This window comes from Glutamicibacter sp. Je.9.36, assembly GCF_051129975.1.
GTDB lineage: Bacteria > Actinomycetota > Actinomycetes > Actinomycetales > Micrococcaceae > Glutamicibacter.
The window spans coordinates 801,919-821,088 of record NZ_JBCPSN010000001.1; the positions used below are offsets into that span (position 1 = coordinate 801,919).

A 19,170-nucleotide genomic window follows, 5' to 3' on the forward strand; every position below is an offset into this window, starting at 1 on the left:
CTTGTGACACAGGTCTATAACCCGCGTCTCACCGGAATACTTTAGCTGGTCGGCACAGTGATTCAGGCCTCGCTGTGCGCTCCTGAGCGATGGGTGGCATATTTATCGATGAGGTGCGCTCTATTTGCGCTGACCGGTCGGTCAGGAATGGCAGCTTGGCAGCGACCGCCGGGAGCTCGATCACTAGCCAAGTTCGGCGTGCGTGCCCTCGCGGATCGCTTTCACTTGCAGGCTGGCGCCCATGGCTTCTGCGTAGCGGCGCAGGGTGGCCAGCTGGACTCGGTCAAGGTCCCCGGTCTCCATGCGGGCGATGCGGTCCACGCTCAGCTTCAGCACGGTGGCAAGTTCTACTTGGCTCAGTTCTGCTTCTTCGCGCAGCGCACGCAACGACAGGCGCCGGGACTCGCTTTGCACACGGCGCTGATGCTCTGCCACAGCTTCGCGTTGCGCCTCGGTCAATACTTCAGGATCCGCATACGCAAAACCCATTTGTTCCACCGCTTCTCTCGATCGTGCTGGCTTTGGACGTACTCATCTTTGAGGCTACTGCTGCAAATTGGCCAAGCCAATGATTATGACGCATTGGACGCAAGACGATCTGGTGAAATGTTAGCCACTTCTAAGTGACCATGACCAGTTCCGGCTCGGAATTGAATCGCCGGATGCTGCTAAGCCAAGATCATCCGAACGAAGGATAGAAATGCACCTATGTAGGATTCATACTTAAGTCATGTCACAGAGCAGAGTACTTCCACAGGTGAAGCGTTCCATGCTTCCGGTCGTTCTTCTAAGCTTCCTGGCAGAAAAACCCGAACACGGATACTCCATGCTGGCTAAGCTCGAAGAGCTCGGAGTGCCCGGCATCAAGAGCGGGACTTTATACCCACTGCTTCGAACCATGGAAGAGTCCGGGGACATCGTCTCCGACTGGCAAATCACCGCTCGCGGACCCGCACGCAAAATCTTCGAAATCACCAAGCAGGGTCATCAGACCTTGAAATCAGTCAAAAACTGGTTAGAACAGTTCAACTAGGAGCCTTCCATGGAAAGTAACCTCAAAACCTACATCGACGAACTGCGCTACAGCCTTTCACTACGAAACGTGGATACGGCCACCATCCGCGATATAGCCAGAGAGGTCGAGTCCGAAGCCACCAGCTACGAAGACGCGACAGCCAACTTTGGATCTCCTGCAGAATATGCGGAGTCCTTTCCCGCAACAGCATCTCCAAAGAGCCACTCTGCCTTCATTCTCGTAGGCGTGGCCTTAGGTTTACTCTGGGCTTTGCTGGCGATATTCCTACGGGATCACGAAACAATGGCTTTCTCCGGATGGGCGATCACCTGGTTACCTGCATTCGGATTTGTCGTGGCAGGAATCATCACAGATTTCTCTCGTTCGCTGATTCGGTCTCGCGCCAGCCGGTAAGCGCCGAAAGCCTGAACGAACTCAAGATTCTGAATTGGCTTTGAGCCTAATCGAAGATGGAACTTGTTATTCGTTGACCCGGAGGCCCAAAGAAATCCGGTTAACGCCAAGAGGTGGCGTGCTCTCCTTGCGGAGTGCACGCCACCTCTTGAACAGAAGCTGAGTCTAGAAGACTTACTTCTTGGCAGCAGCTACAACCTGCAGGCGCAGGTTTGCAAGAACGTCAGCGTGAACGCGAACGGTTGCGGTGTAGTTGCCAGTCGACTTGATCTGGTCGTTGACCTCGATGTTGCGCTTGTCGATCTTACCCAGACCGGCAGCCTCTACGGCAGCAGCAATTTCGGTGGTCTTAACGGTGCCGAACAGGCGACCGTTCGAGCCAGCCTTCATGGTGATCTTCACCGGCTGGGACTTCAGCTTAGCTGCAAGTGCCTGAGCATCCTCAAGGTTTGCAACGGCGCGAGCAGCACGTGCAGCCTTGATCGACTCCACCTGCTTCTCACCGCCCTGGGTCCAGACGATTGCGAAGCCGCGTGGCAGCAGGTAGTTACGGGCGTAGCCGTTCTTTACCTCGACAATATCGCCAGCAGCACCGAGACCGGATACTTCGTGAGTCAGAATGATCTTTGCCATTTTGCTATCCCTCTTCCTTAGCCGCGGCCAGCGCCGGAGTAAGGCAACAGGGCTACTTCACGTGCGTTCTTGATTGCCTGTGCGATCTTGCGCTGTTCCTGAACGGAAACGCCGGTTACACGACGAGCGCGGATCTTACCGCGGTCGGAGATGAACTTGCGCAGCAGTGCGGTGTCCTTGTAGTCGATGACAGTGATGTCAGCGGCCTTCAATGGATTGGACTTTGGTTTGGGCTTACGGATTTCAGCCTTAGCCATCGTGGAGCTCCTTAGCTTTGGAGCCCGCAGAGTGATCTGCGGGATGGTGAATAAATATTGTTTAGAAAGGCGGTTCGTCTGCGCCCGGGTTGCCCCAGCCGCCACCGTTGTTTCCGCCGGTGCTCCATGGGTCTGCGGCTGGAGCATTCCATCCGCCACCCTGCTGAGGCTGCTGCTGACGCGGCGCCTGAGCTGGTGCACTTTGCTGCGGTGCGTTGGAGAAGCCTCCACCACCGTTGCCGAAGCCACCGTTGCCACCGCCGGAGCGCTGGGTACGGGTGACCTTGGCGGACGCGAAACGGAGCGATGGGCCGATTTCATCGACTTCAAGCTCCATGACGGTGCGACGTTCGCCTTCCTTGGTGTCGTAAGAACGTGAACGCAACCGGCCCTGGGCGATGACACGCATGCCCTTGGTCAGCGTTTCAGCAACGTTCTCTGCAGCTTCGCGCCACACCGATGCGCGCAAGAACAGGGCTTCCCCGTCCTTCCACTCATTGGACTGGCGGTCAAAGGTGCGAGGAGTCGAAGCGATCGTAAAGTTCGCTACGGCTGAACCGGACGGCGTGAAACGCAGCTCCGGATCGGCAGTCAGGTTTCCGATAACGGTAATAACAGTCTCGCCTGCCATTGACTCTCCTTAAAAAGATTGAACGTTAATTCCTACGACGGAAGGTTGCGCGTAATTAAACGCGTGCCTCTTCCGGACGGGTGACCTTGTGGCGCAGGATCAGTTCGTTGATCTTGAGCTGGCGCTCAAGCTCAGCGGAAGCTGCTGGCTCTGCGGTGTAGTTCACCACTACGTAAGTGGCTTCTGCCTTCTTCTTGATCTCGTAGGACATCTTGCGACGACCCCAGACATCAACCTTTTCGATAGTGCCACCGTTGGAGCGGACAACCTCGAGGTACTTCTCGATGGTTGGCTCTACGGTGCGGTCATCGACCTCTGGATCAATGAGGACCATAAGTTCATAAGCACGCATGTGAACCCACCTCCTTTGGGCTAAACGGTCGCGGTATTTCCGCAACAGGAGGTTCTTGCGTTATCTGTGCACCAGACGCCCAACTTTCGGGCATGCAGTGGCACAGACCTTCCAATCCTACCCGAGAGACCCGAACTTGCATAAGCCTTGGTGTCCTAAATCATGCTGGGCTACTCGGAATCCAAGGCAGCCTCGATCCTTTCGCCAAAGATCGGGGCCAAGGTGCGCATGTAGGTATCGCTGATGTGGTGCTTGTCCCGGTAGACCAAGACATTCCCCACCACTGCCGGGCAGGTTCCATCCATGCAGAAGTAATCGCTGAAGTCGAGCACTTCGACGCGCGGCTCCAGTTCGGCGGCCTGCTTGGTGGCATCGCCCATTTCGTAGGCTCCCTTTTCCGGGAAGGCGCACTTATCCGGGTCCTGCACGTTTTCTTCCACGCAGTCTCGCGCATAGGAATCCTGCGGCGGCCGCGGGGTGTCCACAATGGCATAGACCGGCAGGCCCGCGTCTTCAAGGGCGGACCACGTCGAAGCCAGCCCCTGTGCCGCGTCAGTGGTAAAAGTGGCTCCTCCCCAATTCGAGGTGATCACCGCGTTGATGTCATCGCGCGCAGCCAGAGCTTCCATGGTCTGGTCGATGGCTTCTTCGCAGTTGATGCTGCCATCCCGATCCGCCTTGCGCTGGGCCTCGGAGAATGGGCAGGAATTCTTCAGATAGGTCACCACTTTCCAGCCCTTGCTTTGGGCGTATCGGCTGACGGCCTCGAACCAGTGGGCTGCATGGGAATCACCCACCAGGGCTACGGTGTAGCTGGCGTCCTCGCTGCCGAATTCGCATTCCTTGATCTGCGTGGACTTCGGTTCTTGGACGCAATCTCCCAGTTCGGGCTGGTCCTCGGCGACCGTCGCAGGAAGCGGGACGACCTGGCGATGGCCGGAAAGGTACGCAGGTGCGCCCTGGCCCACGGAGGCCGCGCCAAACCCAGCTGGCGGGTTTTGCATCATCGCGCCCAGCTCACGCTGCTCCTGGCCCACAAGGTGCTGCTGCATGGCGCCTGGCAATAGCGCGATGGACGCTGCCAGCCCGACCATCGCCGCCCCGGCAATCAAGGAGCGGGCAGGAGAACCGGCTATGGGACGGAAGTGGCGCATGGGAGTTTCGACCCACTTCAAGCTGGCCCAAGCCAAGAGCAGGGACCCGGCCAGCAAGGCCAACGACTGCAATGGGTCCGGGTTGCCGCCGGCCAGTTCGATAAAGAATACGATCAGCGGCCAGTGCCACAGATACAGCGAATACGAGGCGAGGCCGACCCATTGAACGGGAGCCCAGTTCACCAGCGGGTGCAGGGAACCAGGTCCTCGCGTACTGCCTGCGGCGATCACCACGGCGCAGCCAAGAACCGGGAGGGCCGCCGCAATCCCCGGGAAGACTGTTGTGGCGTTGTAGCTGAATGCCGCGAAGCAGATCGCCGCCAAAGCCACGAGTACGGCAAGGTTTCTGAACTGCCAGCTGGTTGCCCACGGTGGAAGCTTCAAGGCGCCGTTGGCGTGCGCCTGGACTGCCAAGGCCAGCAGTCCGCCGACGGCCAGTTCCCAAATGCGGGTGGTGGTGATGAAGTATCCGGCGCTATTGCCTGAGTAACCGGCATAGGCCGAGTATCCCAGCGACAAAAGTGCGGTGGCTGAGAAAATGATCCAGAGCATGCGGCGGCGCGGGGCAAATCCATCGCCACTGCTAGCGTCCGCATTCGGTTTGGCCAACAGGCACACGGCCAAAACCAGCAACGGCCAGAAAAGGTAGAACTGCTCCTCCACGCCCAGGGACCAGAAGTGCTGCAACGGCCCGGGTGCTTGATCCGAAGCGAGGTAGTCGACGGAGTCGGCGGCGAGAACCCAGTTCTGCACCGAGAAGGCAGAGGCGATGGCCTGGGTGCCCAAGGCACCCCACTGGGTTTTGGGAAAGATCAGCAGGCTTGCCACGACAACTACTAGGATCACCAGCATGGCAGCCGGGAGGATTCTTCGCGCTCGGCCGGCAAAGAAGGCTGGGAGGCTGACCCGGCCAGTGCGTTCGGCTTCACGCAGCAGGTGCGAGGTAATCAGGAAGCCCGAGATGACGAAGAAGATGTCAACCCCGATATAACCGCCTGGAACCGCGGATGGCTCAAGATGATAGGCAACGACCAGCAGAACCGCCAAGGCGCGGAGCGCTTGGATCTCCGGGCGGAAATTCTTGACCTGCAGGGAATTCGAACTCATAGTCATTGATCAGACCAGCAGGGGGTAAACAGCAGGTTATCAATGGGCAACAGTCGGTCTAACGACCCGTGGGAACCTCATGGGCGGTCCCTGGGTTTGCACGTCGCAGCATGGACCTAGCCCAGCAGTTTCCGATTTGCCGTGGACAGCGGGTATTTGGCGTCGAGTTTGGCATCCAGGCTCAAGCGGAAAGCAGCCTCAAGCAGCAGCTGCCCGACGCCCCAGTACACCGGGATCAGCAACCAGATGTACCACCCAAAGTTGCCGGTGGTAGCCAAGATGACCGTGCCGAAGGTGACCAGGATGCCCAGCCCGCGGAACACGGCCAGGATCCCCTTGGTTTCCGAATCCCGACGTTCTTGATCTGCTTGGGCCCGCGCTTCAAGCCCATCCACGGCTTCGGAGAACTTCGGAGTCTGGACGCTTTTGAACAGGTCTCCAACCGGCACCTCCAAGGCCTTGGCGACCAGTGAGATAGTCTCCAAGCTCGCATCATTTCCGGCTTCGAGCCGTTGGACCGTTCTGACAGTGATGCCGCTTTCTGCGGCTAGACGTTCTTGCGTCCAGCCCCTGGCGCGGCGAAGCTCTGCAATCCGTGATTCATTCATGCCACTTACGCTAGCCAATGGCGCCCCGAAAGCACCACGACATCGACGTGACAGTTACCCGACTGCAACGCGACAGCATTCCTGAACCTACGCTGGCCTGCTATGAAGAAGTATTCCTGGCCGCGACTATCTCAGCTCCATTATGATTTGCGCTGTTGCTTCTCACGGATCAAATCCAGTGCCAGCACCGAGCCGATCACTGCCTGGCGTTGCTTTGCGTTGAGGTTTTCCGCCAAGCGCAGGGCGTAGGTCGACTTGCCCAGCAATGCGTTGCCCATCCCGGACCATTCCCGGGTCACGGTTCCCAGAACTCCGCCGGGACCGGTGATCCGGAAGTCGAAGTCCCAGATGCTACCCAGTAACTCGAGCTCTTCGCCCAGCATCGAGATGGAGACCCTGGTTTTGAAGAGAGTGATCCTCTTGACCAGGCTGGCCAGCGGGGCAGCGTTGCCGTCAAGGATTTCAAAACGATCGCGGCCCATGGTCATCGTGTCCTTGACCACGACAACCGGATTGCCTGGCCCGTCAAAGACGGTCAGTTCGCGAGCCCCGACGAACATGCGGCCCAGCGCGCTTCCGCCGGTATCCACGTGGGCAATCTGCATCCCGGACGAATCAAGGATCGCGAAGTCGTTCTTCGAGATGCTCTTCGTCTGTTGGAAGATCAACGTGTTCTGGTTGAGGATCGTCATGGTGCCGATTATGCCACCAGTAAACCGTATCGGGCGAAGATCCCCCGGGGAGGCGAAAAGCCAGCCCGCAGGCCGGCTTTTCAGGTTGGACTTGCTAGGCTCCGAAGAACTCGCGAGAGACCTTGGACAGATACCAAGGGTCGTCAACGCCGCACATCTCGCGGGCCGAGTGCATGGACAGCAGCGCGACTCCCACATCCAGGGTGCGAATGCCCAGTCGGGTCGCGGTCAATGGTCCAATGGTGGATCCGCACGGTACGCGGTTATTGGACACGAACTCCTGGTAGGGAACTCCCGCCGACTCGCACCAGTTGGCGAATGCGGCAGCACCCACCGCATCGGTGGCATAACGCTGGTTCGCATTGATCTTCAGCAGCGGGCCGGCATTCAGCTGCGGACGGTTGGCTGGGTCGTGGCGCTCTGGGTAGTTCGGGTGAACCGCGTGGCCAGCATCGGCAGACAGGCATACAGAATTCGACAGGGCGCGAGCGGTGTCTTCAACTGAGGCATCCATGGATGCCTGGATGCGGTTGATCAGCTCTTCCAGGAATGGGCCGCAAGCGCCCGAGCGCGAGGAGGATCCCAGTTCTTCGTGGTCGAAGGCAGCAAGCATGGCAATGCGGTTGCCTGCTGGCTTGCGGGAATGGCCCGTCAGCGCAATCAGGCCTGCGTGCACCGAGGTGAGGTTATCCAGCCGGGCGCTGGCGAAGAAGTTCTTGCCCTCGCCAAAGACCTCGCCGCGCTGCGCGGGCGCGGTCAGGATGTCGTAGCCGGCTACCTGGGCCGGGTCGACACCTGCAGACTTCGCCAGGATCGCCAGGATGTCGGCATCCGCCAGATCGCCGGCGCCAAAGATTGGATTGGTGTGGGTCTGCTTGTCCAGGGTCAGGCCCTCATTGACCTGGCGGTCCAGATGGATCGCCAGTTGCGGGATGCGCAGGATTGGTTCGGTCTTCGCCAGGTGCTCGGAACCGTCCTTGAGCACCAATCGGCCGGCGAGCACCAGTTCGCGGTCCAGCCAGGAGTTCAGCAGCGGTCCGCCGTAGACTTCGACCCCTGCCTGCCACCAGCCGTTGGAACCGGTGGTTGGCTTCGGCTTGAGCTTGAAGCCCGGCGAGTCGGTGTGGGCGCCGAGGATATGGAATCCGCTGGTCGCAGTGGCGGCTTCTGGCTGCACCCAAGCGATGATCGCACCGTCGCGGACCACGTAGTAGGAACCCGGGACCAGGTTCCAAGCCTGCTTTTCGTCCAGACCGGTGAATCCAACAGCGTCCAGGCGCTTCGCGGCCGAGGCCGCGGCGTGGTAGCTCGATGGCGAGGTCGCGACGTATTCGGCCAGATCTGCAATGTGGGCCATTGCTGCGGCTTGTGCCATAGCTGGTTACTCACTTCTTTCTGTCAAGAGATGTTTGTCAGACGGTTCTTCAGGTTTTGGTTCCCGCCTGAAAAGTCGAGTTGCCTCCCAGCTTAGTAGCCTGAACCACATTTGCTGATGTCCTGCTGGGCCTGCCTCCGCCCTGGCAACCTGGCAGACACCCCTATCCGGGTCTTGACTTGGCACCTCGCTCTCGACGAAGCTGAAAGCAGTCCCGGAGACAAGGAAAGCGAGTTCATCATGGCTACGGCTGATCGAACACCAGAGCAAGAGAACATTCCAGCAGAATCACGCGAGGTCGAAGTGGAGACCACCGTACCGATGGATTCCAAGATCCAACGGGCCAAACCTGCCGGTGCAGATAAGCTCCCAGCGACCAAGTTGGGTCGTATCTGGACCGCTACGATCTTCGGCTTGCTCGTGCTGATCCTGCTGATCATCTTCATTGCCCAGAACCAGGAGCAGGTGACCCTGAACTACTTCGCGTATCAGGGACAGGTCAACCTCGGGCTGGCATTGTTCTTTGCCGCTATTGGAGGCGCCCTAGTGGTTGCGATCGCCGGGGTGGCCCGCGTGATACAGCTGCGCTCTACTGCGAAGAAGCAGCGCAAGGCCAATAAGCGCTAGAAAGCTCCATGGCCGCCGGGCGGAACCCCATGGGGTTTCACCCGGCGGCCATTTTGCTGCCTCAGCGATGCCTAGTAGTCCAGGCCTTGGGATGGAATGACCAGTCCGGTCTCGTAGGCGTACACCACCGCTTGAACACGGTCGCGCAGGTGCAATTTGGTCAGGATGCGCCGCACGTGGGTTTTCACCGTTGCTTCGGAAAGGAAGAAACGGTGTGCAATCTCGGCGTTGGATAGTCCCTCGGAAAGCGCACGCAGCACTTCCTGCTCACGCGGGGTGAGATCATCGAGCAGCGGGTCATGCGGAGTTTCGGCCGGCTGGTTCCGGTTCCCGGCGCCAGCGTTGCGCACATAGGTTTCCAGCAGGCGGGCAGTCACCCGGGGTGCCACCACAGCGTCGCCGGAAGCTACCAGGCGCACCGCTTGGACCAGTTCTTCCGGGGCCACGTCCTTGAGCAGGAACGCACTGGCTCCTGCCTGCAGCCCTGAGAAGGCGTACTCGTCCAGGTCAAAGGTCGTCAGGATGATGATCTTGGTTTCCGGATGGTCCTTGGCGATGCGTTCGGTCGCTTCCAAGCCATCCATCTTGGGCATGCGCACATCCATCAGGACCACATCGGGTTTCAGTGCGGCCGTCTGGGCAAGGGCATCGAGTCCATCGACAGCTTCGCCGGCGATGACGATGTCGTCTTCACCCTCGAGGATGAGGCGGAATCCCATGCGTAAGAGGGGCTGGTCATCGACCAGCAGTACCTTGATTTTGTCTTCCACGCTTATTCCTTCACTGCCTTCTGGTTTTCGTTCTGCAAGCTGCATTCGGGTAGCTTGAGGACTGCTTTCACAATCCATCCGCCACTGGCTACCGGTCCGGCATCAACCGTTCCGCCAAAGAGCGCGGCTCGTTCGCGCATGCCGCGCAGCCCGCGTCCGCTGCCGATACTCGGAACTCTCGTTGCATCTCCGTTGTCCATGATTTCCATGCGCAGTTCTTCGCGGCGCCGTTCCAGTCGAACCTGCACATCACTTACGTTACGGGCATAGCGCAAGGAATTAGTCAGGGACTCTTGAATGATACGGAAAACGGTCAGCTGGAAGGTGGTGTCCTCCGGCAACGGGTCGCCCGTATGGGTAAATGAGACCGGCAGACCTGCGGTACGGAATCCTTCGAGCAATTGCTCCACGTTCCCGCCGGTAGGCTGCGGGGCCAGCTCTCCGGATTCTTCTTGGCGAAGCACGCCCAGCATGCGGCGCATATCCGCCAGGGCGGCGCGACCGGTTCCAGAGAGCTCATTGAGCACTTCGTCGGCACGGACCTGATCGCGCTTGGCCACCACTCGTGCCCCCTCTGACAGGGCAATCATCACCGAAAGCGAATGGGCGACAACGTCGTGCATTTCGCGGGCGATGCGGTTGCGCTCTTGCACCTGGGCCAGTCCGGAGACCTGCGAAGCCCAGTGATTCAGTTCAGCTTCGTGGATGCGCGCGTTGCGCACATTCATGCCCACCGCGGCTGCGGCAATGTAGAAACCGATGACGAAGCTGCCCGAGACGGCGATGATGACGCGCGTGAAGATGGTTTCGTCGATTCCATCTTGCGGGTCGAATTCCATTCCGGCCATGTCGGGGAAGCCCATCAGCACCATCAGGACCGTCTGGAAGCTGCCGGCCAGGATGGCCAGCGGGATGGTGCGTTTGGCCGAATAGCTGGTGGCGACCGTGTACAGGGCGATAATCATGCCTACCCCGCCCAGTCCACCTTGCGGACCAGCAATCACCAGGGCCAGGCATTCGAAAATGAACACCAGGATGATCACCGTCATCGGTGCCCGGCGCCGGTACAACAAGGCAGCACTGACGGCGAGGGTGACGACCAGCAGACCGGTGGCGTTGGCCTCTGGCATCGCTGCCATGACCAGGACACCGGGCAGTGTGAGCAGCAGATAGATGACTACCGCACCGATGACCACCAAACGCGGGTGGGTACGCAAATAACGGCGTATCCGGCCCATGCGCTTGGCGGCCAGTTCATCGAAGGAAACCACAGTTTCCTGCAGCGTCGGTTGGCTCATGTTTCCAGTCTAGTTTTCTCGATCAATCCCTGCGCTACTTGATGTCCCGCTTGGTCAGCAGGATTGCACCCAACACCAGTGGAAGCACGACCCAACCCGCCACGCCCAGCAGTTGCTGCCAAGTCTCCAAGTCGGTGACAACACTTGCGGGCGTTGCCAACCCCATGCCCAGCTGGTCAGGGGTGAACTTCGCGATATTCTGCGCCCAGTCGGTCAAGGTGGTCAGGATGGAAAGGATGATCGGCAGCACGAAGAACAGGGCAGCGAGGCTGGTGATGCCGCCGGCCGAGTTGCGCAGCAGCATCCCCAACGCCAAACCGATCAACGCCGCCATGGTCACCGCCAGCGTTCCGTACCAGAGCACCCGTTGGAAGGCATCGCTGCTGAATTCCAGATTCATCTGGTAGTTCTCGGCAATCGGCTTGCTGATCGCGAAGGCCAAGAGCGAGCTGATGATCTGGACGACGGCAGTGAGCAGGATAATCAAGATGCCCTTGGCGGCCAGGACACGCAGTCGCCGCGGGCTGGCCAGGAACGTGCTTACCGCTGAGCCGGTGGTGAATTCACCGCTGAAGAGCAGGACACCAAGCACGCCAAGGATCAGCTGGCTGAAGACCAGGCCCGAGCCGATGAGCTCAGCGGCGAATCCCGGGGCTGATAGGCCTTCCATGCCCGGCATCTGATCCGTGTCGCCCATGCTGGCACTGAGCGAACCAATGCCCCACGTGGCCACGGCTGCAATGCCCACATAGAACACGATGGCCAAGAGAACCAGGATGCGGGTGGAGTTCAGGGAGAAGAAACGGATGGACTCACTGCGCAGCACGCCGAAGAGGGTGACCTTGCCATGCGGTGCGGTTGCTAGATGGTTAGACATGTCCTTACTTCCCGCCGCCAGTCTCGGCAACTGTGTTCGAGTGGTATTCGACGGCATCGCGGGTCAATTCCATGTAGGCGTCTTCCAAGGTGCGTTGCAGCGGACGCAATTCGCTGAGCACCACCCCGTATTCCAAGGCACGGCGGCCAATGGTTTCTGAATCGGGGCCGGTAACTTCCAGGCCATGCTCATCAATCCGGCGTAGCTGAATACCTTCGCCATTCAACGCATTCATCAAGATCTCAATGTCGGCTGAACGCACAATGGTCTGGTCAAGACCGTTGTCGATGAATTCAGTGATCGGCGCATCGGCCATGATGCGGCCACGGCCAATCACGATCAGGTGATCCGCCGTCTGGGCCATTTCACTCATCAGGTGGGACGAGATGAAAACGGTTTTGCCATCGGCCGCCTGCTGGCGGGCCAGATTGCGGACCCAAGCCACGCCTTCGGGATCCAGGCCGTTGACCGGCTCATCGAGGATCAGCACCTGCGGATCTCCAAGCAGGGCCGTGGCAATGCCCAGCCGCTGCCCCATGCCCAGCGAAAAGCCGCCGACCTTCTTGCGCTGCACGCTAGACAAGCCAGTCAGATCCAGCACTTCGTGCACTCGGGACTTCGGGATCCCCGCGGTAGCCGCCATGGCACGCAAATGCGCCAGCGGAGTCAGGGATTTGTGCACCGACTTAGCTTCCAGCAGGGTGCCGACTTCGGTCAGCGGGTGACGTGATTTCTTGAAATCGTGCCCGTTGACCAGCACTTCACCGCTGGTAGGTTTGGCCAGTCCCACGATCATGCGCATGGTGGTGGACTTGCCGGCACCATTCGGGCCGAGGAACCCAGTCACCATGCCTTCTTGGACCGTGAACGACGCATTATCGACCACGGTTTTTCCACCGTATTTCTTCGTCAACTGCTCTGCCTGGATCATATTTCCAGCCTAGGGAATTCGAGCCCAGCTCTCACCGCCCCCAGTGCTGATTTATGGCTCAACCAAAAGGGTGATGGCAGGGAAGCGAAAACTGGGCCCATGCACCAGATGGTGCATGGGCCCAGTGTGCCAAGGAAGTTAGAAGGTCGTCGTGAGCACGAACATCATCCCTGCGACGGCTAATGCGAAGGGAAGGGCCAGCAAGATCATCAGCTTCTTTTGATCCCGCACGATCGCAACGCATTCCCTGAGGAAGGCACTCGGACGGTAGTAGGCCGCCGTTTTCCCGCCGAAGGCACGGGCATCCAAGCCGAGCTTGCGTGACGCCATCGCTGCACGCAGCGCATGATAGTCGCTGGTGACCAACCACAGCTGGCCATCCGGACGTTGGGCACGGACCAAGGCGTCGGAGAACTCCAGGTTCTCAAAGGTGTCCCTGGCCCGGTCTTCAACCAGAATCTGTTCATCGGCAATGCCCTGCTCACGCAGGTAGCGGGCCATGCTTACGCCCTCTGGTTCTTCCTCATCATGGCCCTGTCCCCCGGTCGGAACCATGAAGGGGCGAGGAGATGGCTGCAGTTGATGCAGGTCTATGCCCTTGTCCAAGCGGCCACGCAGCAACGGGGTGACCTTGCCATTGATTGTGCGGGCGCCAAGGACCACCACGGCGGCGGCTTCGCCCTTGGATGGGTATCTGGCGTGCACCCATGCGTACAGCAGCAGCATGGCGAACAAGCTCGCCGTGAAGACGGAGGCCATGAACAGGACGAAAGCCAGCGAATAGGTCCACCAGGATTCGATGCGAATCAGCAGCACCGCAATGACTGGCAGGACAAAGACGGATAGCCCGGCTGCCAACGACAGCAGATTCGCAGGTTTGGCTCCTTCGCGCCGGCACATCAGGATCCCGTTGTAGATCAGCGCGGCACCGAAGACAATGACCATCAGCGGGGTCAGAACCAGCACTATGGAGAAGAGGAACCCAAACCCGGGGATCACACTGGTCAATAGGTCGACGACCGCCGAAATGGTGAAGAACACCAGCGGCAAGAGAAGTGCAGCCAGACCCAAGCGGCGTGGATCCTTGCGGTATTGCCGGATAAACAACCACCAGAGTGCTGCCAGGAAAACCCAGCCAACGAGCTGCGCGAGCACAGATTCCATTGCCTCTCAGTTCACCGATTTCCAGTTTGCGATTCCGTATTCCCGCTTGAGCATCGATTGCGCTCCGAGGAATCCGCCCATGCCGTGCACCGACGGCCCCGGAGGCGCAGCCGAGGATACCAAGTACAGTCCTTTGGACTGCAGGTACCACGGGTCGGTCGAGATCCGCGGCCGCTTGATGCTGCCCAGCAGGTCCATGGTTCCCCCGGAAAGATCGCCACCGACCAGTGCCGAGTTCTGCACTTCCAGGTCCTGGGCGGTGACAACATGGGATTCAATGATTGTCTCGCTGAAACCAGGGGCTGCCTGTTCAATCATTTCCTTCAGTTCCCGGCTCATGTCTACCGGAGAATCCAGTGGCACGTGGCAGTAGGCCCAGATGACGTGCTGGCCCTGCGGTGCCCGCGAATCATCAAATTGCGAGGGCTGGGCAACAATCATGAACGGCTTCGCCGCTCCCCTGCGCACTGCGGCGCGTTCGGCCTTCCCGATCTGCGCCGCGGTGCCGCCCAGGTGCACGGTGCCGGCCTTGCCCAGAGCCTCATCGCGCCATGGAACCGGTGCCGAAAGGACGTAGTGCACCAGGCAGCTTCCCGGCGAGCGCCGGATGCTGCTCAACGCGTGCGAGAGCCGTTCAGGCAGGTGTCCTGTTGAAAGCTTGGCAGCGTTTTCGGCGGAGGTATCGAAGAGGATGCTCTGCGCAGAAAGCTCATCAACATGGTTGACGCGGGTGCCGGTAAGAATTTTTGCTCCATGAGCCATCGCTTCTTCGGCCAAGGCGTCACTGATGGCTTGGGAACCTCCACGCGGGATGGCCCATCCCTTGCCGTGCGCTGTTGCTGCAAGGAACAGTCCCGCCCCGGCATTGGCCGGTCCGCGAGAGCCTCCCGCAACGTGGGCGGAACAGCCTGCGTAGAGCGCGGCGGCGCGTTCAAACTTTCCAGAAAAGAGTTCCTTGACGGCCATGCCCGCCACCGTGCTCACGGCAAAGGTCGCCAACGCCGCGGGGTTCGAGGGAACCCTCAGCAGAGGATTGAGCAGTGTCTGGCTGACCCCGTCAATCTGCTTGACCAGCGGGCCCAGGAGCCGGGTGTACATCTCGCCGTCCGCGCCTCCAAGTTCCTGCCCGGTGCGTTCCAGGTCCTTGTACGCGTAGGCGGTCCGGCGATCCAGCACATGGGCGAAGGACAGCTCGGGGACGATGAACTCCACCTTGTCGTGGACGCCCAGTTCATGCATGGCTTGGGATTGCATGGCCATCGGATGCACTGCGCTGCCCAAATCGAATTTCGCTGCAGAACTATTCAGCGGCTGCGTTCTTGCGGCCCCGCCGATGGTGTCGTTGGCTTCATATACCGTGACGCTTAATCCAGCACGGGCAGCAACTGCTGCGGCTGCTAGCCCATTGGGTCCCGCACCGACAACGGCAACATCGCTCATGATTTATTTCCCGCCACTTCATTCGTTTTCTTGGATTGAGGCAGCAGTCCGCGCAGGGTCCAGCGGTCCTCCAGTCCGGCGAATGGGCCGGCCAAAGGATCATCCTGGCCCACGGCACGAATCGGGTCGTGGCGTGGATCAAGAATTGAACGTGCCACCAAGAACATCAGGTATCCCAGCATCACCATATGCGCCAGGACCAGCACCGCATAACCGGTCTCAGGGAAGGCTTTCTGCGCTTCTTCCGCAGAGAGGGAATCAAGGTAGAACCAAACAGCGTAGAAGTGCGCGATTTCCACGAGCATCCAGACAACGAATTCGCGCCAGCGCGGCAAGGCGAGGGCGAACAGCGGAATCAGCCAGACGATGAACTGTGGTGAATACACCTTATTGACCATGACAAAGGAAGCAATGATCAAGAAGGCCATGGAGGCCAGGCGCGGGGTGCGTTTAGCAGTCAAGCCCAGCACTGCGACGCCCACGCAGCACAGGAAGAAGAGGACCAGGCCGTAACGGGATATCTGTTCGGCTTCAAAGAGCGGGACCCCTCCCCTGTTATCGGCGATGACATTCCATGCGTGCCAGAAGCTGGAGAAGCCTGCCCCGCGTTCAGAAGAGAAGTTGAAGAAGTGCATGAACGAGTCGGGGAACGCCAGCGCATAGGGAAGGTTCACCAGTGCCCATGTCGCCGCGGCGGTTCCGCCAGTCACCCAGAAGGTCTTGAGCCTGCCGGTGCGAATGGCCAATACCAGCACCGCGCCGAGGATGAAGAACGGATAGATCTTCATCGCGGCACCTAAGCCGATCAGCACCCCGGCAAGGACGGTGTGCTTTCGTGCGAATGCCAGCATGCCCAGGGCCAGCAAGGCCACAGCCCACATGTCCCAGTTGATGCTGCCGGCCAGGATGATGCCCGGGGCAATAGCCACCATTGCGGCATCCCACGGGCGGCGCCCGGTCATCCGCAGGGTGGCGATCACGGTGACCATCCACAGGATCGCAACGAGCAGCAGGTTGATGTCGAAGTACAGCAGCGAACGGTTTTCGATCCCCGTGGGGATGATCGAGGCAACGGCCGAGGCCACCGTGCTCATCAGTACCGGGTACTCGAACTGGGCGGTCGCGCTGAATGGCGCCCAGGGGTTCTCGGCGAAGCCGCGGGCGGAGAACAGCGGAACCCAGTCGCTGTAGCACGCATAGGCGTACGGGTTGTTGCCAGTCCACCCGTTGACCCGGCAGGGGTTCTTGGCAAGGAGCATCAGCAAGGCGCCCACGGTGGTCATCAGGATAATGACTCGTTCCACGCTGAAGAATCCTGGATCGACTCGGCCTGGATCGCTGTGTCGTCCCAGGGGGCCACCGATCATTGCGGTGAACTGTCGAAGGAACCCGTCAGCGCGTGATGGCACGGTAATCCGCAGGGGGCCACGCGTGGGCTGTGACTGGTTTGGCTCGTGCATACCCTCCAGCCTAAATGTTCTGTGCCTAAGCTCCGCCTTGCACGCTCATGTTTCATTAGTCGCTTTGATCTTTTATGCGGTTCCGAGGGCTCGAAATCCCTCTTCCGGATTCGCCTACTCGTACGTAAAACGCTTGCTGACCTCGCATTCAGCAAACAAACAGGTGATTACACCGGCACTTCACCGTGCGTTAACCCAGATGCCCCCTCTTAGTTAACTTGTGCCCATAGCGTCTTACTCGTGAGCAAAACCAACCAGCCAAATGCCATGGCGATCATCCCCGCCAGGGGAGGATCCAAGGGCATCCGGCTTAAGAACCTGCGTGAGATCGGCGGCAAATCGCTGCTGGGCCGCGCAATCGAATCAGCCAGATCCGCGGCGGCAGTCAGCGACGTCGTGGTCAGTACCGACCATGAGCAGATCAAGGCCGCAGCGCTTCGCTACGGGGCGCGAGTCATCGATCGACCGGCAGATATCGCCGGCGACACGGCCAGCAGCGAGTCAGTTCTGCTCCACGCGCTAGCGAATGCGGAATCTCAGCCAGAGATCACCGTGTTCATCCAGTGCACCAGCCCGTTCATCGATCCGGAGGATCTGGACGCAGCCATTGCGGCGGTTTCTTCGAAACGCGCCGACGTCAGTTTCGCAGCTGTTGCGGACCACGGTTTCCATTGGGGCCTGGATCCGCAGGGCGAAGCGGTCGCCGTAGGCCACGACAAGCTGCACCGTCCGCGTCGCCAGGATCGCGAACCGCGCTTCCGCGAAACCGGGGCCTTCTACGTGATGGATACCCGCGGATTCCGCGAGGCAGGGCACCGTTTCTTCGGAAAGGTCCGGGTTCACGAAGTTCCAGCAGAGCACGGCATCGACATCGATACCGAGGCAGACCTGCTGCTCGCTGGGCTGGCCGTTCCGGCCACCCAGGAACCGATCGAAGTCGACGCGGTCATCACGGATTTCGACGGGGTGCATACCCCGGACACCGCGTATGTCGATGAGCACGGAACCGAAACCGTGCGCGTCTCCCGCTCCGATGGAATGGGAGTGGCCCGGTTGCGGGCTGCCGGAGTGAAGTTCCTTATTCTCTCCAAGGAAATCAACCCTGTTGTCGCCGCCCGCGCCGCCAAGCTGAACGTCGAAGTGGCCCACGGAATCGACAACAAGGCCGAATACCTGGCCCGCTGGCTGGCTGACGAATCCATCAATCCGGCTCGTGTTGCCTACGTGGGCAACGACATCAACGATCTGGGCGCGATGGCATTGGTCGGCTGGCCGATCACCGTGGCCGATGCCCAGGAAGATGTGCACCGGGCAGCACGGTACAAACTGACCCGCAAGGGCGGGCACGGAGCGGTACGGGAACTAGCCGAATTGGTTCTCGCCGCACGCACCGCCACCAAGAGTTCTCCAAGTTTCACCCACTGAAAGGCAATACCCATGACTTCCATGACTACTGACATCAAGCCTGTTGCTATCGGCGACATCCAGGTTGGCGCGGGCCAGCAGGTCTACGTCATCGGCGAGATCGGCATCAACCACAACGGCGACATCGAGATCGCCAAGCAGCTGATCGATATCTCTGCTGAAGCCGGTGCCAACGCAGTGAAGTTCCAGAAGCGCACCCCGGACATCTCCACCCCGATGGACATGCGCGACAAGATCCGCTCCACCCCATGGGGCGACATGACCTACCTGGACTACCGCTACCGCGTCGAGTTCGACCAGGCGCAGTACAAGGAGCTCATCTCCTACGCAGCCTCCAAGGGCCTGCACGCCTTCGCCTCGCCATGGGATGTTCCATCGGTCGAATTCATGGAAGAGCAGGGTGCAGTCACCCACAAGGTCGCCTCCGCATCGGTCACCGACATCGAGCTGCTCAAGGCCCTGGCGCAGACCGGCAAGCCGATCATCCTGTCCACCGGCATGTCCACCATCGAGCAGATCGACAAGGCCGTCGAAACCCTGGGTACCTCGAACCTGGTCATGATGCACGCAACGTCCACCTACCCGCTGCCTCCTGAAGAGGCCAACCTGCGCATGATCGAGACCCTGCGCGACCGCTACCAGGTCCCAGTGGGCTACTCGGGCCACGAGCGCGGCCTGCAGATCTCGCTGGCTGCTGTTGCCCTGGGCGCAGTGACCGTCGAGCGCCACATCACCCTGGACCGCACCATGTGGGGTTCGGACCAGGCCTCGTCGCTGGAGCCAAAGGGCTTCGAGTCGCTGATCCGCGACATCCGCATCCTGGAGCAGGCCATGGGTGACGGCGTGAAGAAGGTCTTCCCAGGCGAGCTGGCACCGCTCTCGCGCCTGCGCCGCGTCGACGCCTAAGCACGCCAACGTATCCGGCGGTTGGACTCACCGA

At 60.0% G+C, this 19,170-nt stretch carries 21 protein-coding genes; 5 read left to right on the plus strand and 16 right to left on the minus strand.

Annotated features, from left to right (window positions below):
- Positions 1-183: 183 nt before the first annotated feature.
- Positions 184-489, minus strand: coding sequence for a helix-turn-helix domain-containing protein (locus AAZQ98_RS03720; RefSeq protein WP_434689934.1), 306 nt, complete (start codon positions 487-489; stop codon positions 184-186).
- 241 nt (positions 490-730) lie between these two features.
- On the opposite strand from AAZQ98_RS03720, the gene AAZQ98_RS03725 reads away from it, so the two are divergent.
- Complete coding sequence (locus AAZQ98_RS03725) at positions 731-1,033, plus strand: PadR family transcriptional regulator (RefSeq protein ID WP_105656586.1); 303 nt, start codon at positions 731-733, stop codon at positions 1,031-1,033.
- A gap of 9 nt (positions 1,034-1,042) precedes the next feature.
- Entirely contained in the window at positions 1,043-1,429 is a 387-nt protein-coding gene (locus AAZQ98_RS03730) for a hypothetical protein (RefSeq protein WP_434689938.1), read from the plus strand.
- A gap of 174 nt (positions 1,430-1,603) precedes the next feature.
- Here the strand turns inward: AAZQ98_RS03730 and rplI are convergent, their stop codons facing one another.
- The 8 genes from rplI to AAZQ98_RS03770 form a co-directional block, all read right to left on the minus strand.
- A complete protein-coding gene (gene rplI, locus AAZQ98_RS03735) occupies positions 1,604-2,062 on the minus strand; it encodes a 50S ribosomal protein L9 (RefSeq protein WP_105656588.1) in 459 nt (152 codons plus the stop codon).
- Positions 2,063-2,079: 17 nt separating this feature from the next.
- Complete coding sequence (gene rpsR / locus AAZQ98_RS03740; protein ID WP_013350683.1) at positions 2,080-2,319, minus strand: 30S ribosomal protein S18; 240 nt, start codon at positions 2,317-2,319, stop codon at positions 2,080-2,082.
- 61 nt (positions 2,320-2,380) lie between these two features.
- Positions 2,381-2,950, minus strand: coding sequence for a single-stranded DNA-binding protein (locus AAZQ98_RS03745; RefSeq protein WP_013350684.1), 570 nt, complete (start codon positions 2,948-2,950; stop codon positions 2,381-2,383).
- 55 nt (positions 2,951-3,005) lie between these two features.
- On the minus strand, positions 3,006-3,302 hold the full coding sequence (rpsF, locus tag AAZQ98_RS03750; protein WP_060703203.1) for a 30S ribosomal protein S6: 297 nt from the start codon (positions 3,300-3,302) through the stop codon (positions 3,006-3,008).
- 170 nt (positions 3,303-3,472) lie between these two features.
- The gene (locus AAZQ98_RS03755; protein ID WP_434689944.1) at positions 3,473-5,563 is read right to left on the minus strand and encodes an acyltransferase family protein; all 2,091 of its coding nucleotides are present in this window, start codon (positions 5,561-5,563) and stop codon (positions 3,473-3,475) included.
- A gap of 116 nt (positions 5,564-5,679) precedes the next feature.
- Positions 5,680-6,171, minus strand: coding sequence for a helix-turn-helix domain-containing protein (locus AAZQ98_RS03760; RefSeq protein WP_434689947.1), 492 nt, complete (start codon positions 6,169-6,171; stop codon positions 5,680-5,682).
- 140 nt (positions 6,172-6,311) lie between these two features.
- A complete protein-coding gene (locus tag AAZQ98_RS03765) occupies positions 6,312-6,863 on the minus strand; it encodes an LURP-one-related/scramblase family protein (RefSeq protein WP_434689950.1) in 552 nt (183 codons plus the stop codon).
- A 94-nt stretch (positions 6,864-6,957) separates the two neighbouring features.
- Positions 6,958-8,220, minus strand: coding sequence for a M18 family aminopeptidase (locus AAZQ98_RS03770; RefSeq protein WP_434689953.1), 1,263 nt, complete (start codon positions 8,218-8,220; stop codon positions 6,958-6,960).
- A gap of 258 nt (positions 8,221-8,478) precedes the next feature.
- Here AAZQ98_RS03770 and AAZQ98_RS03775 point away from each other — a divergent pair, with 258 nt between their 5' ends.
- Complete coding sequence (locus tag AAZQ98_RS03775; RefSeq protein WP_434689955.1) at positions 8,479-8,865, plus strand: LapA family protein; 387 nt, start codon at positions 8,479-8,481, stop codon at positions 8,863-8,865.
- 71 nt (positions 8,866-8,936) lie between these two features.
- On the opposite strand, the gene AAZQ98_RS03780 is transcribed toward AAZQ98_RS03775, so the two are convergent.
- The 7 genes from AAZQ98_RS03780 to AAZQ98_RS03810 form a co-directional block, all read right to left on the minus strand.
- On the minus strand, positions 8,937-9,680 hold the full coding sequence (locus AAZQ98_RS03780; protein ID WP_105656594.1) for a response regulator: 744 nt from the start codon (positions 9,678-9,680) through the stop codon (positions 8,937-8,939).
- Positions 9,638-10,933, minus strand: a complete 1,296-nt coding sequence (locus AAZQ98_RS03785; protein ID WP_105656595.1) for a sensor histidine kinase — start codon at positions 10,931-10,933, stop codon at positions 9,638-9,640. Before AAZQ98_RS03785 ends, AAZQ98_RS03780 begins: the two co-directional genes overlap by 43 nt.
- A gap of 34 nt (positions 10,934-10,967) precedes the next feature.
- Positions 10,968-11,810, minus strand: a complete 843-nt coding sequence (locus AAZQ98_RS03790; RefSeq protein ID WP_434689958.1) for an ABC transporter permease — start codon at positions 11,808-11,810, stop codon at positions 10,968-10,970.
- 4 nt (positions 11,811-11,814) lie between these two features.
- Entirely contained in the window at positions 11,815-12,741 is a 927-nt protein-coding gene (locus tag AAZQ98_RS03795; protein ID WP_105656597.1) for an ABC transporter ATP-binding protein, read from the minus strand.
- Between the two features lie 138 nt (positions 12,742-12,879).
- Positions 12,880-13,905, minus strand: a complete 1,026-nt coding sequence (locus AAZQ98_RS03800) for a YdcF family protein (RefSeq protein ID WP_359189206.1) — start codon at positions 13,903-13,905, stop codon at positions 12,880-12,882.
- 6 nt (positions 13,906-13,911) lie between these two features.
- The gene (locus AAZQ98_RS03805) at positions 13,912-15,345 is read right to left on the minus strand and encodes a phytoene desaturase family protein (RefSeq protein ID WP_434689960.1); all 1,434 of its coding nucleotides are present in this window, start codon (positions 15,343-15,345) and stop codon (positions 13,912-13,914) included.
- On the minus strand, positions 15,342-16,649 hold the full coding sequence (locus tag AAZQ98_RS03810) for a glycosyltransferase family 87 protein (RefSeq protein ID WP_332595063.1): 1,308 nt from the start codon (positions 16,647-16,649) through the stop codon (positions 15,342-15,344). Before AAZQ98_RS03810 ends, AAZQ98_RS03805 begins: the two co-directional genes overlap by 4 nt.
- Positions 16,650-17,045: 396 nt before the next feature.
- Between AAZQ98_RS03810 and AAZQ98_RS03815 the strand changes: the two genes are divergently transcribed.
- Both AAZQ98_RS03815 and AAZQ98_RS03820 read left to right on the plus strand, forming a co-directional pair.
- Positions 17,046-18,230, plus strand: a complete 1,185-nt coding sequence (locus AAZQ98_RS03815; RefSeq protein WP_434689962.1) for a cytidylyltransferase domain-containing protein — start codon at positions 17,046-17,048, stop codon at positions 18,228-18,230.
- Positions 18,231-18,242: 12 nt separating this feature from the next.
- Positions 18,243-19,136, plus strand: a complete 894-nt coding sequence (locus AAZQ98_RS03820) for an N-acetylneuraminate synthase family protein (RefSeq protein WP_434689965.1) — start codon at positions 18,243-18,245, stop codon at positions 19,134-19,136.
- The last annotated feature ends 34 nt before the right edge of the window (positions 19,137-19,170 follow it).